The following is a 13379-nucleotide window of genomic DNA, read 5'->3' on the forward strand; positions in this document are numbered from 1 at the left end:
GCGGCCCGCTGAGCGGGGCGACGCGCCCGCCGCCCCGGGCCGGGCGACCCGATCCGCCCCCGCCGGGCGTGTTGAAGCGGCTCGTCCCGCGACGGCTCCACGACAATGACGTGTGTATGTCCAGCGCCCTGACGGGCGCAGCGCACCGAGCAGCGGAGAGGACCAGCCTGTGAGCGACCAGAACGAGGGCCTGTACGACAGTGTGAGCACGCCCGCCGACCAGCCCGTGCAGACTTCCGGCGTCCCGTCCCGGGCGGGCGCATCCGTTGACCCCGAGCCCCTCGGCGGCGAGCCCGTCGTCGCCGAGCGGGCGGCCGTGGAGGAGCCCGACGAGCAGCTCGACGACGAGACGGCCGCGCTCGCCGAGTTCGACGAGGACACCCGTGTCGTCGGGACGTCCCCCCTGGAGGACTCGGCCGTCGGCGGCGGGCCCGGGGCCCCTGTTGCGGAGGACGACCCCGAGCGGACCGCTCTTCTCGGTGCGGTCGACGATGACGCCGCCGAGGACGCCGCAGCCGGGCCCGACGACGGCCTCGACGGGACGAAGGCCGACGGGACGAGGATCATCGCCCCGGGTGAGGACGCCTCCGGCAAGGACGCCGAGACCCAGGCCGCCTACGAGCGCGCCGCTCGCGAGGCCGAGGTCCGTGCCCAGCAGGCCGAAGCCGCCGCCCGCGCCCGTCAGAAGGCCGAGCGCGACCGCCGTCTCGGCACCGTCGCTGCCGCCGAGGCCCCTGCTGCTGCCGAGGCCCCCGCCGCCGCGGCGCCCGCCAAGCGCACGACCGACAGGTTCGCCGGCTCATTGGGCCTCGTTCTCCTGCGCATCGTCGCGGCCGCCGTCGTCGGAGTCCTCGGCTTCCAGATCGTCACCGAGACCGGCCCGGTCACCGACGCCCTCCAGAGCATCGGCGTCCCGCAGGCCGACATGGTTGCGATGGGCGTCGGCATCCTCGCCCTCGTCCTCGCCGCGATGATCCTCTTCGGCCTGGGCACCCGCATCGCCGCCGTCCTGCTCGCCGCGCTGGCCGTGGCCACCCTCGTGCTCTTCCGCTGGGGCCACTTCAACCCGTTCGTCGCGGGCCGGGCCGGCTTCTCCGGCGACTTGGAGTTCCTGCTGGCCGGCATCGGCCTGTGCCTCCTGTTCGTCGGCGCCGGCGGCTGGTCCGTCGACGCCGGGCTGCGCCGCTCGCGGGCCAGGAGGAAGGCCAGGCTCCAGGGCTGATCCCATCCCTCTCCGACGAACGGTCCCGTCCGGCGAACCGCCGGGCGGGGCCGTCGCGTTCGGGGCCGGTGTCGCTCACCCGGCCCGACTCCCGGGCGCCCGCTGTATCGTGCTGGTCATGACGAGGACCCCGGCCGTGTGTTCCGAGCCGTTCGGGCAGCGCCATCCTCCCGTCGGCGGTGACGGCAGGCCCGTGCCCGGGAACGGGGGCCTCCGTCCCGTCGAGGGCGTTGTCGAGGCGGACACCGCCGTGCGGCGCGGCGGGTCCGCCCACGGCTCCGGCGTGCCCGCCTGCGCCGCCCCGGCCCGCTGCGAGGTGCACCGGCGCCATGGGGCCCGGTCCGCCGCCGTGACCTCGAGGAGGAATCAGTGATGGATGATCCCCGTCCCGGCCGCCTGGCCCTTCTGCTCGCCGTGGTCTGCGCCGTGGCACTCACCGGATGCGGACCCGACCTCCCCTCCACACTGATCCCCTCCACGTCGACGGCTTGGAGCCCCTCGGCGGCGGACGAGGTGCTCACCGTGCCGGTCCCGTCGGCGACGTGGGACGATCTTGGGGATGCGCCCGATCGCCAGAAGCTGGACGTCGCGGGGCCGGAGGTGCCGGGGTTCACGGATGCGCCCGCCGGTCAGGGGCTGCAGCGGTACCTGAACCAGCAGGTGGACTGGGGCCGGTGCGATTCCGGTGGGGAGGGCTTCGGCTACCGGTGCGCGAGAGTCATCGTCCCGCTCGACTGGAACGACCCGGACGGGCGGGCGATCACCCTGGCGATGCGGATGCGCCCGGCCGAGAACGGGAACTCGGACGAGACCCTCTTCGTGAACCCGGGCGGGCCGGGCGGCAGCGCCCAGGACTTCGTCGGCTCCATCGACACGACCGGGCTCGAGGACTACACCATCGTGGGCGTCGATCCGCGGGGCTCGGGGGACTCGACGCCGGTGGTCTGCGGCGACCTGGAGCAGACGGACGCCCTGGAGGACGCGGACTGGTCGCCCGACGACCAGGCCGAGACGGATGCGCTCGTCGCGGTGAACAAGGACTTCGCGGCGCAGTGCCGCGAGCACTCGGGCGCGCTGCTCGACCACATCAGCTCCATCGAGAACGCCTACGACATGGATCTTGTCCGTGTCCTGCTCGGCCAGCGCAGGCTCAACTGGTACGGGGTCAGCTACGGCACGTGGCTGGGTGCGGTCTACGCGGAACTGTACCCGGATCACGTCGGGCGGATGGTGCTCGATTCGGCGGTCAACGTGACGGACCGGGACAGCGTGAGTCAGGCCGATGGCTTCGAACAGGCCCTCGACGCGTTCGCGGACTGGTGCGCCGGTTCGTCGTGCGGTCTCGGCGAGGACCGGGAGGAGGTGCTCGGGGCGGTCTCGTCGCTCCTCGACGGGCTGGACGGGCGGCCGCTGGCGGTGGGCGGCCGGATGCTGACCCAGACCCTGGCGGTGAACGGCATCCTGATGTTCCTCTACCAGGACACGAGCTCCTACCCGGATCTCGCCGAGGCGATCGGGCGGGCCCGTTCGGGGGACGGGGACAATCTGCTGAGGGCCGCCGACACGATGAACGGGCGCGGTGACGGGGGGTACGAGCAGCTGGCCTACTCGTTCCCGGCGATCGGCTGCGCTGACGCGACGGACCGGGGCGTCGAGGCGGCGATCGAGGACTGGCGGGACGACGACCATGCCGCCGCGCCGGTGCTGGGCCGGGCGATGGGGGTCGGGTTGAGTTGCCCGACCTGGGCGGCCGAGCCGGCGGCGCAGATCAGGATCACGGCCGCGGACGCGCCGACGATCCTCATCGTCTCGAACACGGGCGATTCGGCGACCCCGCACGAGTACGCGCAGTGGATGCGCGAGCAGATGCCGACGACGGTGCTCGTGAGCCGGCAGGCGCAGGGCCACGGGGCCTACGGGGAGGGCAGCGGTTGCCTCGACGGCGCCGTGACCGGCTTCCTCGCCGACGGCGCGGTGCCCCAGGACGGTCTGGTCTGCACGGACTGAACCATCCGCCGGGGCCCGGTCGTCGCATCCACGGCGCCGCGCCGGCGGGACCCGTCCGGCCGGGGATTCGCCCCCGGACCGATCCACCCGGTATAGTGAACCCGCCGTCCGACGGGACGGCGCGCCAACTTAGCTCAGTCGGTAGAGCGACGCTCTCGTAAAGCGTAGGTCGCGGGTTCGATTCCCGCAGTTGGCTCCAGCGCGCAGTGGGCAGTTGACTCCAGCGCGCAGTGGGAGGGCCGCCGAGCGGCCCTCCCACTCGTGCCTCCCGGCCCGTGCGCGCGCCGGGCCCCTCCGTCGGCGCTCGCCCTCAGCGCCGGTGCGGCGTCGTCGTGCTGCCCCGCACCACGAGAGGAGCCGGCACGAGGATGCCGCGGGGCTCGTCGGGCTCGCCTCGCAGCTGGGGCAGCAGGGCCGCCACGAGCTCGGTGCCGATCGTCGCGAAGTCCTGCGCGACCGTCGTGAGCGGCGGCCACATCCACTCGGCCATGATGTCGTCGAAGCCGACCACCGAGATGTCCTCGGGGATGCTCCGCCCCTCCTCGTGGCAGGCCCGGATGAAGCCGAGCGCCATCTCGTCGTTGGCGCAGAAGACGGCCGTCACGTCCGGGTCCTCGAGCAGCCGACGCCCCGCCTCGTAGCCGGACCGCGGCGACCAGTCGCCGCGCACGAGCGGGGGCACGGCCCGGCCCTCCTCCCACAGGGTCGCGATCCACGCCTGCTCGCGGGCGCGGGCCTGCACCGAGGACGATGGGCCGGCGATGTGGTGCACCGTCTCGTGGCCGAGGCCGAGCAGATGGTGCACCGCGTCGCGGGCGCCGTTCGTCTGGTCGGTACCGACGGCCGTGTGCCGGTCCGTGTAGCGGAAGTCGCCCACGACGAGGGGGATGCCGTCGGGCAGCTGCACCGGCGTGGCGCTCGGCGTCTCCAGGCGCAGCACGACGACCCCGTCGACCGCCTGCGACAGGGAGTTGAGCGCCCGGGTGAAGTCGACCGCGCTGTTCGAGGGCGCGTCGACGAGCAGGATGCCGAAGCCCTCGTCCCGCAACGCCGTCGTCACGGCGTCGATGATGTGGGCCTCCCCGGTCCTGGCCAGCTTGTGCCCGATGACGCCGACGGTGTTGAAGGCGCCGCTGCGCAGCGCCTGGGCCGCCCGGTTCGGCGCGTAACCGAGCTGGCGCATCGCCTCGCGGACCCTCCTGGTCGTCTCGGGCCTGACCGTGCCCTCCTCGCGCGCGACGCGCGAGACCGTCTGCGCGGACACCCCCGCCAGGCGCGCAACATCCTGCATGGACGCCCGGGGGCGCCGACTCACCTGACTTCGTTCAGACACAGTCCCCAGGATACGGTCCGACTTCGCCCCGGGTGGAGTCTCATCAGATGATCACCGCTTGCCAGCGCGTTCGCCGGGCACGACATGGGTTCGGCGGCGACACCGGCCCGCTCCAACGGCCCCAGGTCGGGGAAGTCGCCGGTGCAGATCTGCCAGAAGTCCAGCGGGGCCCGGGACCAGGCGGCGGCGGTGAGGCCGTCCGGCGAGGCGAGCCGCACCCAGGAGCGGCCGTCCTGTCCGCGGACGGCCTCGGCGAAGCCGTCGTCCAGTCGTGCCGCGCCGACGGGCCGGGGGCGCGTGGAGTAGTCCAGCTCCGGCGGAACCGGCCGGACGCCCGCCGGCAGCAGCCTGTCGTCGGTCTCGACCCAGGCGGCCGCATCGACGCTCAGCAGGCAGTCGTCGACGCGCTCGGCGCCCGGCGACAGCCAGGGGTGGAAGCCGATCCCGAACGGCGCGTCCGTTCCGCCCCTGTTCGTCGCGGTCGCCGTGATCGTCAGGCCGTCCGGGCCGAGCGCGTAGCGGACCTCCAGGCGGATCGTGAACGGGTAGCCGGGCAGCCCGTCGAGCAGCACCGACGCGGTGACGGACGCCCCGTCCGAGGCCAGTCGCCAGCGCAGCTCGTGCGTGAAGCCGTGGTTCGCGTTGTCGCGCCCCGGCTCGTTGACCGGTACCCGGTGCTCCACGCCGTCGAAGACGTAGCGCCCGCCGTCCAGCCGGTTCGGCCACGGGGCCAGGACGGCGCCGTGCATGCCCGGCGTGGGCGCCCCCGGGGCGAAGGGGACGACGACGTCGCGCCCGCCCACCCGGTAGCTGCGCAGCGCCCCTCCGGACGCCGTGACGACGATGCTCTGGCCCTCCCGCGTCAGGGCCAGCTCGTCGCCGGATGTCCCGGCGCCCGTGCCCCGCCCGCCGTTCACAGCCGTGCCCCGTCCTCGACGCGCATCGGCCGCTCGGTCGGCCCCAGCACCGCGTCGCCGTGGACGACGACGCCCGAGCCGAAGGTCCAGTCGCCCTGCACCGTGAGGCTCGAGGCCTCCCGCAGGGACGGCACCCCGGCCGGGAAGCGGGCCTCGAAGTCGGCGATCCGCTTGTAGTGCTCCGGGTCGAGGCGCACCAGCGGGATGCCCCCGGTGGTGCGGCGGAGGCGGCTGTCGGCGTCCAGCTCGTAGACGTCCGAGCGCAGCAGCGCGAGGTCGTCGGTGGTCTTGACCGGAAGGAAGCGCTCGCGCGGCACGAGCACCGGGCGGGCCCCGTCGAAGAGCTCGACGATCGCCCCGAGGGCCGACTCGATCTGGAAGACCTCGGGCGACGAGGGGTCCGAGGGGTCGACGTGCTTGCGGTTGCGGATGAGCGGCAGCCCCGGCGGGCCGCCGCGGACGGCCAGCGCGTCGCGCAGCGCCACCAGGTCGAACCACAGGTTGTTCGTGTGGAAGAAGCGGTGCCGGTGCTCGTCGGTGAACCAGCGCATGTCCTCGTCGGGGGTCTGCGCCGTGTCGCGCAGGATCATCCGTCCGTCGCTGCGCCGGACGGCCAGGTGGCCGCCCTTGCGGTCGGCCGGGGTGCGCAGGCAGACCTCGGGGGAGTACGGCGCGCCCGAGGCGGCGAACCAGGCCGCCAGTCGCCCGTCGGGGGCGGCCCCCAGGTTGTCGGCGTTCGAGGTGTTCATGTAGCGGTAGCCGCGGGCGATGAGCTCGTCGAGGATGCCCGTGGTCTGGAGGGCCACGTAGATGTCGCCGTGGCCCGGCGGGCACCACTCGAGCCCGGGGTCGGACGGCCAGTCGACCGGCTCCAGCGTCTCGACGAGAAGCTTCGGCTCGCGGTGCTGGCAGAAGTCGGACGGGATGCCGTCGGGGTTCAGCGGCGGATGGCCGGCCAGCAGCGCGAGGCTGTCGTCCCTGGTGCGGAACGAGTTCATGAGGATGAGCGGGGCCTGCACCCCGGTCGCCGCGCGCACGGCCTGCAGCTGACGGACGATGATGTCGAGGAAGCACAGCCCCTCGCGCACCGGCAGCAGCGACTTGGCCCGGTCCATGCCCATCGAGGTGCCCAGGCCGCCGTTGAGCTTGACGAAGACGGTGCGGCGCAGCGCCTGCGCCTGCTCCTCGGCCCCGAACCGTGCGTCGGCGAGGTCGTCGACCTGTGTGATCGGCGTGATGGACTCCTCGGGGATGAGCCCCGTGCGCCCCTGCTCGAGCTGGTGGTAGTAGTCGGCGAAGACGTCGATCGCCAGCTGCGGCATGCCGGCGTCCCTCATCCGCGCGGTGGCGCGCTCCAGACCCGTGGCGCTCATCACCGCACCCTCCGTCCGGCCTCGGCGGCGACCGCCGGGATGAACCGCGGCGGGCCCCAGCCGTGCTCGGCGTAGGCCTCCTCGACGGCCCGCTCCACCCGGCCGACGAGCCCGGCGGGCACGAGCGCGATGGCCGAGCCGCCGAAGCCGCCGCCGGTCATCCTCGCGCCGAGCGCCCCGGCGGCGCGGGCGGTGTCGACGGCGCCGTCGAGCTCGGGGCAGCTGACCTCGTAGTCGTCGCGCAGCGACGCGTGCGAGGCGTCCATGAGGGGGCCGATCCGGTCGTAGTCCCCGGCGCGCAGCAGCGCGACGAAGGCGTCGACCCGCTCGATCTCGGTGACGACGTGACGCACCCGCTTGAGCTCCACGGGGTCGTCGAGGCGCTCCAGCAGGGCGTGCGGGTCGGCGATCCGTCCGAGCAGATCCACGCCCTCGCGGGCGGCGACCCGCTCGCAGGCGGCGCGGCGGGCCGCGTACTGGCCGTCGACGAGGGCGTGCTTGGCGCGGGTGTCGATGACGAGCAGGCAGAGACCCCGGTCCGACAGGTCGAAGGGGACGAGCTCGGTGGATCCGTCGAGCGTGTTGAGCACCAGGGCGCGCCCGGCGTCCGCCAGCAGCGAGGCCGACTGGTCCATCGAGCCGGTGGGGGCCCCGACGACCTCGTTCTCGGCCCGCTGGCAGACGCCCACGAGCTCACGGCGCCCGACCGGCAGGCCGAGGACCTCGACGAGGGCCAGCCCGACCGCGCACTCGATGGCCGCGGACGAGGAGAGCCCGGCGCTCGTCGGCACGCACGAGACGATCGCCGCGTCGACGCCGGTCAGCGCGTGCCCGGCCCGGGACAGCACCCAGGCGGCGCCGAGGGCGTAGCTCACCCAGGTCGGTTGCCCGCCGCCGGGCATGACGTCGGCCAGGGCGCCGGTCCACAGCCCCGGTTCGGCGCCGTCCGAGGTGATGCGCACCCTGCCGTCCTCGCGCGGGCTCAGCGCCACGTAGGTGGCGTGCGGCAGGGCGATCGGCACGGACGAGCCCCCGTTGTAGTCGAGGTGCTCGCCGATGAGGTTGACGCGCCCCGGCGAGGCCCACACGCCGGTGGGCTCCGCCCCGAAGGCGGTGGTGAACAGCTCCGCGGCCCGGGCGGCCCCGACGGCCTCGGGCCAGGAAGAGATCTCGTACGTCATCGTTCGTCTCCTTCATGCGGGACCGCTCTGGCCCGCACGTCAATATGGTGACGTAAACACCTGTTGTACGCAAGTGGCTCCTCGGGTTGACAATGATCCGTCATTTCGCGCAGACTGAGATGGAACACGAATGGTGACGTAAACATTCGGGGCCCGCCACGGAGGCCGGTCCCGTGTCACCCGCGAGAGAGGACATCAAGGACGATGAGCACCATCATCCACGCGAACCTCGTGGACTACCTGATCATCGCGATCTACTTCGCCGCCGTCCTCGGCATCGGACTGGCGGCCCGCCGACAGGCGTCCGACACCATCGGCTTCTTCCTGTCGGGGCGCTCGCTGCCGGCCTGGGTGACCGGCCTGGCGTTCGTCTCGGCCAACCTGGGGGCCGTCGAGATCATGGGCATGTCGGCCAACGGCGCCGAGATCGGCATCCCGACGGTGCACTACTTCTGGATCGGCGCGGTGCCGGCCATGCTCTTCCTGGGCGTCGTCATGATGCCCTTCTACTACGGCTCCAAGGTGCGCTCCGTGCCGGAGTTCATGCGCAAGCGCTTCGGCGTCGGCGCCCACTTGGTGAACGCCCTGTCGTTCGCCATGGCCCAGCTGCTCATCGCCGGCATCAACCTGTACCTGCTCGGCTCCATCGTCCACGCCCTGCTCGGCTGGCCGCTGTGGGTCGCGCTGGTCGTCGCGGCCGTCATCGTCTTCGCCTACATCAGCTTCGGCGGCCTGTCCGCGGCGATCTACAACGAGGTGCTCCAGTTCTTCGTCATCGTCGCCTCGCTGCTGCCGCTGACCCTCATCGGTCTGCACCGCGTCGGCGGCTGGAGCGGGCTGAAGGCCAGGATCACCGAGTTCGCCGACACCGCCGCCGCGCAGGGCGCCGACGTCGCCACCGCCTCCCAGCAGCTGCACTCCTGGCCCGGCCAGGCGCTGTCCGGCTTCAACAGCCCCGTCCTGTCGGTCATCGGCATCGTCTTCGGCCTCGGCTTCGTGCTCTCCTTCGGCTACTGGACGACGAACTTCGTCGAGGTCCAGCGCGCCATGGCCTCCGAGTCGATGACGGCCGCCCGCAAGACGCCGATCGTCGGCTCCTTCCCGAAGATGCTCGTGCCGTTCATCACGATCCTGCCCGGCATGCTCGCCGCCGTCCTCGTGCCCGAGATCATGCGGACGAAGATGGGCGTCGACGTCGCCGGCGGCGCCTCCGGCACCGTCGTCAAGTACAACGACTCGATCATCCTGCTCATGCGCGATCTGCTGCCGAACGGTCTGCTCGGCCTGGCCATCACCGGTCTGCTCGCCGCGTTCATGGCCGGCATGGCGGCCAACATCTCCGCGTTCAACACCGTGGTCTCCGTCGACCTGTGGCAGGCCTATGCCGTCAAGAACCGCGACGACGCCTACTACGTCAAGGTCGGCCGCATCGCGACCCTCGCCGCGACCGTCATCGCCATCTTCACCGCCCTCATCGCCGGCCAGTTCTCGAACATCATGGACTACCTGCAGACGCTGTTCGGCTTCTTCAACGCCCCGCTGTTCGCGACCTTCATCGTGGGCATGTTCTGGAAGCGGATGACGCCGGCGGCCGGCTGGAGCGGTCTGCTGGCGGGCACCTTCTCGGCGATCTTCGTCTGGGCGCTCAGCCAGGTCGGTGTCATCACGCTGCCCGGCCAGGGGACGGCCTTCGTGGCGGCCTCGACGGGCTTCGTCGTGGACGTCCTGGTGAGCGTCATCGTCTCGCTGTGCACGAAGCCGAAGCCGGTCTCCGAGCTCGTCGGCTTCGTCTACTCCGAGACGCCGAGGTCGCACTTCAAGGACCCGGAGGAGGCGTCGCTGCCGCTGCTCAAGCGCCCGGTGCCGCTGGCGATCACCGCCCTGGTCCTGGTCATCGTTCTCAACATCGCCTTCTGAGGAGGGTTCGGACAATGAGTGAATCCGCACAGACGCACCGCCACAGCGCAGGCCTGTTCGACGTCCGCAACGTCATCGGGGGCCTCATGGGCCTCTACGGCATCATCATCACCCTGATGGGCTGCTTCGCCGACAAGGCCCTCGACAAGACCGGCGGCGTCAACGCCAACCTGTGGGGCGGCATCGCCCTGCTCGTCGTCGGCGCCGTCTTCCTGACCTGGGCGAGGCTGCGCCCGACCTACGTGCCGGAGCCGGCGGACGACGCGGCCGCGAAGGCCGTCTGACCGCTGACTCCCGGTCCTGCTGGCGGAAGGCGCCGTTCCGGCCCAAGGGCCGGACGGCGCCTTCCGCATTCGTCCTCCTGCGCTCGCCGTCCCCGTCCGCCCGCCGCGTCCGGCGGTCCGGGACTGTTCACCGTGCGGAGATCATCCGTCTGATGTCGAGCTCCGCACAGTGAGTGCGCGCGGGGGTCGCGTCGAGCGGTCGCGGGCCGCTCGCGGTCGTTGCAGGCGTCCGTTGCGGGACGCCCGGTCACCGCCGGGCGCTCAGTCCTGCGGCATCGCCGCCTGGAAGACCTCCTCGTAGAGGGCGTTGACGCGGGCCTCGAGGTCCTGGGTCCTCGTCCGGCGGTCCTTGCCCCGGCGCACCTGCGTCATGTCGAGCGAGTTGCGCAGTGAGCCCGCCGTGCGCAGCCACTGTCCGGTCTGCTCGTCGGTGAAGCTGCCGGTGGTGTCCTCGCGGACGATCCGCTCGATCTGGTCGAGCGTGCGCCGAAGCTGCTCCGAGCGGCTGGGCCGCTTCGGCGGCGTCATCCTCGCGGCGGCCTGCTTCGCCCTCCTGCCGAGGTGGGCGTCCCTGACGGCGTCGACGACCCGCTGGGTGTTCTCCGGGGTGACGAGCCTCTCGACGGCCTTGCTCGCGAGGAGGGCGCTCGCGCCCCTCGCTCCCTTGCGCATGACGTCCTTCGCGCCCATCGCGCTCTCCTGACCTCGAGCGGGTGCGCCTCGGGTGCGGTCGTCCCCGGCGCGTCGACGTCCGTACTGTAACACCGCCCGGCAGCCGTTCACTGCGCGGTGATCGTCCGTTCGGTGTCGATCTCCGCACAGCGGGTGCGGGCCGGGGCGGGCACCATCGTCCCCGGGCGCCGCGCGGCGACGGCTCCGACCGCTGGTGGGCCCCGGCGTTCGCAGCCCTGCACGACGGGCCGGCCGGCGGGGAGTCGGCCGGGTGCGTCGTGCGGTTCCGTGCGGGCGGGCCCCGTGCGGCCCGGGCGTGCCCGGGGAGCAGCAGCCGCTCCGGCGGTCGGCCTCCTCCGGGGGACGGGATCGGGCGGGATGCCGTAGTCTTGCCGGAGAGGATCCGCGAGCCGGCGCCGCACGAACGGGCCGGACGGGGCGCCCGGGACAGGGCTGCACGAGGGGGCAGGGGGCATTCATGAGCGAGGAGTCGTCCGCCGGCGGCGCCGAACAACCCATCGTCGGTCCTGATTTCCTGTCGGGGGACGAGTCGGAGCCCGGAGGGATGTCCGCTCGGCAGGAACCGTCGCAGCCCGAGGCCGGGCCGTCGGAGCAGCCCCCTGCCGAGACCGCGCCGTTCCCGCCGCCGCAGCCCGCTCCGCAGCAGGGGGCGTACCTGACCGGGCAGTCCGCACGGGTCCCGATCCGCGAGCCGCAGGAACAGCCCCTGCCGTTCGTCGGGCAGCAGTCGCCCGCCCAGGCCGCGTCCTCCGCGGAGCAGCCCGTTCAGCAGCCCGCTTTCCAGCAGTACCCGTACCAGCAGCCGGTGCCCCCGTTCCCGTACGCGCCGCCGCAGCCGGTGCCCGGCCAGCAGCTCCCCGCGCCCGTCCCCCAGCAGTACCCGTACCAGCCGGCTCCCTACCGGCCCGTCCCGTACACCTCGTACCAACCCGGGGCGTGCATCGTCCAGGCGCCGACCGGCGCGCTGTCGTGGTTCCTCGGGCTCATCGCGCTGATCGGGTTCCCGTTCTTCAACCTCCTCATCACGGGCATCGTCATGATCGTCGTCGGCTCCAACCAGCGGCGTCCGGGCGGGACGCCGGGGCGGTTCGCGTCGCAGGCGATGTACTGGGGCATCGCCGTTGCGAGCATCTCGGCCGCGCTCCTCGTGCTCTTCTATGCGGTCGGTCTCACGACGATGGCGGAGTCTCCCGGCGACGCCGCCGCGCTCAACTCGGGCGTCATGCTCGACATCCTCTTCTGGGCCCTTCTGACGGTGGTGCACCTGCTCGTCTGCGTCGTGCAGGGCATCCGCGCGAACAGCGCCGCCTCGCGCGCCGGTTCGGTCTGGTCATGACCGCCCCTGCCCGGGGGGCGTGTCATGACGCTGCTCGTCCTCCTCGGGCGCGGGGCCGAGGGGCTGCCGGCCGGCCGGTCCGAGGCCCGTCCCGGCCCCGCCTGCCCGTGTCCCTCCGGCGGCGTCGGCCGGGGGTCCTCTTCGGACGGCGCCCCGGCGTCGATGCGCGACCGTCACCCACGCGGGCCGGACCCGTGCCGCCGGAGCCGGGCGGGATCAGCCGACCCGGGTGATGCCGTCGAGGAAGGCGTCGAACTCCTGCTCGTCGGTCGAGGCGCTCGCGGACGCCGACGAGTTCTTCGAGGGCTGCGCGGCAGAGGAGCACCCGGTCGGGGCGAGGACGGTTCCGGCGGCGATGGTGAGGCGGTTCTTCATGGGGTCCTTCGAGGGAGGCCGCTGCCGGCGCAGTGAGCGCCCTGGTGCGCCCGGCACCGACGGCCACGACCTTGTGCCACGATGAGGGAGGAGAGCGGGCACACCATCCAGCGGAGGATCCCCATGGCCACACCGGAGTACGTCCTGCGACTGCGCGAGAGCGTCGGGCACGAACTGCTCGTCCTGCCCGGCGTCAGCGCCGTCATCGTCCGCGAAGGCCCGGACGGGCGCGAGCTGCTGCTGGTGCGCCGCTCCGACAACGGCCAGTGGACCCCCGTGACCGGCATCGCCGACCCGGGCGAGGACGTCGACACCGCGGCCGTCCGCGAGGCCCTGGAGGAGACCGGCGTGCGGATCGAGATAGACCGCGTCACCTGGGTCGAGACCCTCGCGCCCCAGACCTACGGCAACGGCGACCGGTGCCAGTTCTTCGACACCTGCCTGCTGGCCCATCCGGTCGGCGGCCGGGCCCACGTCGGCGACGAGGAGTCCACCGCGGTCGGCTGGTTCCCCGCCTCCGCGCTGCCCCCGATGGCGGAGCGCTTCCGGCGCAAAGTCGCCCACGCCCTGTCCGGCGAGCGGCGCGTGCGGATCGGCGCGGACGGGCGCTGAGCCCGCCTCGGCCCGGCGCCGTCCTCGCGGGACCCGGCCGCCTCCCGCGGCGGGGCCCGGGCGCAAGGACGGTCCCCGCCCCTCGCCCCTCGGTCCGTTCCCGCCCTGCGCCTGCCGGCACTCCTCCCG

The 13379-nt window shown here is 72.9% G+C and carries 13 protein-coding genes and 1 tRNA gene; 8 read left to right on the forward strand and 6 right to left on the reverse strand.

The genetic code is table 11. From position 1 onward, the window contains the following. Positions 1 to 169: 169 nt before the first annotated feature. From K336_RS17000 to K336_RS0107270, 4 genes are all read left to right on the forward strand, one after another. Positions 170 to 1222 (forward strand): DoxX family protein, encoded by a 1053-nt coding sequence (locus K336_RS17000; RefSeq protein WP_021796790.1) that lies wholly within the window; start codon positions 170 to 172, stop codon positions 1220 to 1222. Positions 1223 to 1340: 118 nt separating this feature from the next. Further along, complete coding sequence (locus K336_RS18985; RefSeq protein WP_123826177.1) at positions 1341 to 1595, forward strand: hypothetical protein; 255 nt, start codon at positions 1341 to 1343, stop codon at positions 1593 to 1595. Continuing rightward, positions 1595 to 3229 carry an alpha/beta hydrolase gene (locus K336_RS0107265; protein ID WP_051245507.1) on the forward strand — a complete coding sequence of 545 codons (1635 nt, stop codon included), beginning with the start codon at positions 1595 to 1597 and terminating at the stop codon, positions 3227 to 3229. Before K336_RS18985 ends, K336_RS0107265 begins: the two co-directional genes overlap by 1 nt. A gap of 123 nt (positions 3230 to 3352) precedes the next feature. Then, positions 3353 to 3428 (forward strand) — tRNA-Thr (locus K336_RS0107270). A 111-nt stretch (positions 3429 to 3539) separates the two neighbouring features. On the opposite strand, the gene K336_RS0107275 is transcribed toward K336_RS0107270, so the two are convergent. From K336_RS0107275 to galK, 4 genes are read right to left on the reverse strand one after another with little or no spacing between them, the layout of a single operon-like run. Beyond that, on the reverse strand, positions 3540 to 4562 hold the full coding sequence (locus tag K336_RS0107275; protein ID WP_028706664.1) for a LacI family DNA-binding transcriptional regulator: 1023 nt from the start codon (positions 4560 to 4562) through the stop codon (positions 3540 to 3542). Continuing rightward, on the reverse strand, positions 4541 to 5479 hold the full coding sequence (locus tag K336_RS15210) for an aldose 1-epimerase family protein (protein ID WP_043150535.1): 939 nt from the start codon (positions 5477 to 5479) through the stop codon (positions 4541 to 4543). Before K336_RS15210 ends, K336_RS0107275 begins: the two co-directional genes overlap by 22 nt. Further along, positions 5476 to 6852 carry a UTP--glucose-1-phosphate uridylyltransferase gene (locus tag K336_RS0107285; protein ID WP_028706665.1) on the reverse strand — a complete coding sequence of 459 codons (1377 nt, stop codon included), beginning with the start codon at positions 6850 to 6852 and terminating at the stop codon, positions 5476 to 5478. Before K336_RS0107285 ends, K336_RS15210 begins: the two co-directional genes overlap by 4 nt. After that, complete coding sequence (galK, locus tag K336_RS0107290) at positions 6852 to 8033, reverse strand: galactokinase (RefSeq protein ID WP_028706666.1); 1182 nt, start codon at positions 8031 to 8033, stop codon at positions 6852 to 6854. The genes K336_RS0107285 and galK overlap by 1 nt, the downstream gene beginning before the upstream one ends. 204 nt (positions 8034 to 8237) lie before the next feature. Between galK and K336_RS0107295 the strand changes: the two genes are divergently transcribed. Then, a complete protein-coding gene (locus K336_RS0107295) occupies positions 8238 to 9950 on the forward strand; it encodes a sodium:solute symporter family protein (RefSeq protein ID WP_028706667.1) in 1713 nt (570 codons plus the stop codon). A gap of 14 nt (positions 9951 to 9964) precedes the next feature. Continuing rightward, positions 9965 to 10234: a hypothetical protein gene (locus K336_RS0107300; RefSeq protein WP_021796173.1), complete on the forward strand. Its 270-nt coding sequence runs from the start codon at positions 9965 to 9967 to the stop codon at positions 10232 to 10234. A gap of 261 nt (positions 10235 to 10495) precedes the next feature. Here the strand turns inward: K336_RS0107300 and K336_RS0107305 are convergent, their stop codons facing one another. After that, the gene (locus K336_RS0107305) at positions 10496 to 10924 is read right to left on the reverse strand and encodes a hypothetical protein (protein ID WP_028706668.1); all 429 of its coding nucleotides are present in this window, start codon (positions 10922 to 10924) and stop codon (positions 10496 to 10498) included. Positions 10925 to 11384: 460 nt separating this feature from the next. Between K336_RS0107305 and K336_RS0107310 the strand changes: the two genes are divergently transcribed. Next, entirely contained in the window at positions 11385 to 12263 is an 879-nt protein-coding gene (locus K336_RS0107310; RefSeq protein ID WP_021796176.1) for a hypothetical protein, read from the forward strand. Between the two features lie 216 nt (positions 12264 to 12479). Here the strand turns inward: K336_RS0107310 and K336_RS18560 are convergent, their stop codons facing one another. Then, entirely contained in the window at positions 12480 to 12638 is a 159-nt protein-coding gene (locus tag K336_RS18560; RefSeq protein WP_155945028.1) for a hypothetical protein, read from the reverse strand. Between the two features lie 123 nt (positions 12639 to 12761). On the opposite strand from K336_RS18560, the gene K336_RS0107320 reads away from it, so the two are divergent. Next, positions 12762 to 13250: an NUDIX hydrolase gene (locus K336_RS0107320; RefSeq protein WP_028706669.1), complete on the forward strand. Its 489-nt coding sequence runs from the start codon at positions 12762 to 12764 to the stop codon at positions 13248 to 13250. Positions 13251 to 13379: the final 129 nt, after the last annotated feature.

Origin of the sequence: Propionibacterium acidifaciens DSM 21887 (genome assembly GCF_000426605.1) — a bacterium.
GTDB classification, from domain to species: Bacteria; Actinomycetota; Actinomycetes; order Propionibacteriales; family Propionibacteriaceae; genus Propionibacterium; species Propionibacterium acidifaciens.

Bases quoted from the DNA above. Each gene is read 5' to 3' on its own strand.
- K336_RS18560 (WP_155945028.1), bottom strand. From the start codon at position 12,638: ATGAAGAACCGCCTCACCATCGCCGCCGGAACCGTCCTCGCCCCGACC.
- K336_RS0107310 (WP_021796176.1), top strand. From the start codon at position 11,385: ATGAGCGAGGAGTCGTCCGCCGGCGGCGCCGAACAACCCATCGTCGGT.
- galK (WP_028706666.1), bottom strand. From the start codon at position 8,033: ATGACGTACGAGATCTCTTCCTGGCCCGAGGCCGTCGGGGCCGCCCGG.
- K336_RS18985 (WP_123826177.1), top strand. From the start codon at position 1,341: ATGACGAGGACCCCGGCCGTGTGTTCCGAGCCGTTCGGGCAGCGCCAT.
- K336_RS0107285 (WP_028706665.1), bottom strand. From the start codon at position 6,852: ATGAGCGCCACGGGTCTGGAGCGCGCCACCGCGCGGATGAGGGACGCC.
- K336_RS0107295 (WP_028706667.1), top strand. From the start codon at position 8,238: ATGAGCACCATCATCCACGCGAACCTCGTGGACTACCTGATCATCGCG.
- K336_RS0107320 (WP_028706669.1), top strand. From the start codon at position 12,762: ATGGCCACACCGGAGTACGTCCTGCGACTGCGCGAGAGCGTCGGGCAC.
- K336_RS0107300 (WP_021796173.1), top strand. From the start codon at position 9,965: ATGAGTGAATCCGCACAGACGCACCGCCACAGCGCAGGCCTGTTCGAC.
- K336_RS0107305 (WP_028706668.1), bottom strand. From the start codon at position 10,924: ATGGGCGCGAAGGACGTCATGCGCAAGGGAGCGAGGGGCGCGAGCGCC.
- K336_RS0107265 (WP_051245507.1), top strand. From the start codon at position 1,595: ATGGATGATCCCCGTCCCGGCCGCCTGGCCCTTCTGCTCGCCGTGGTC.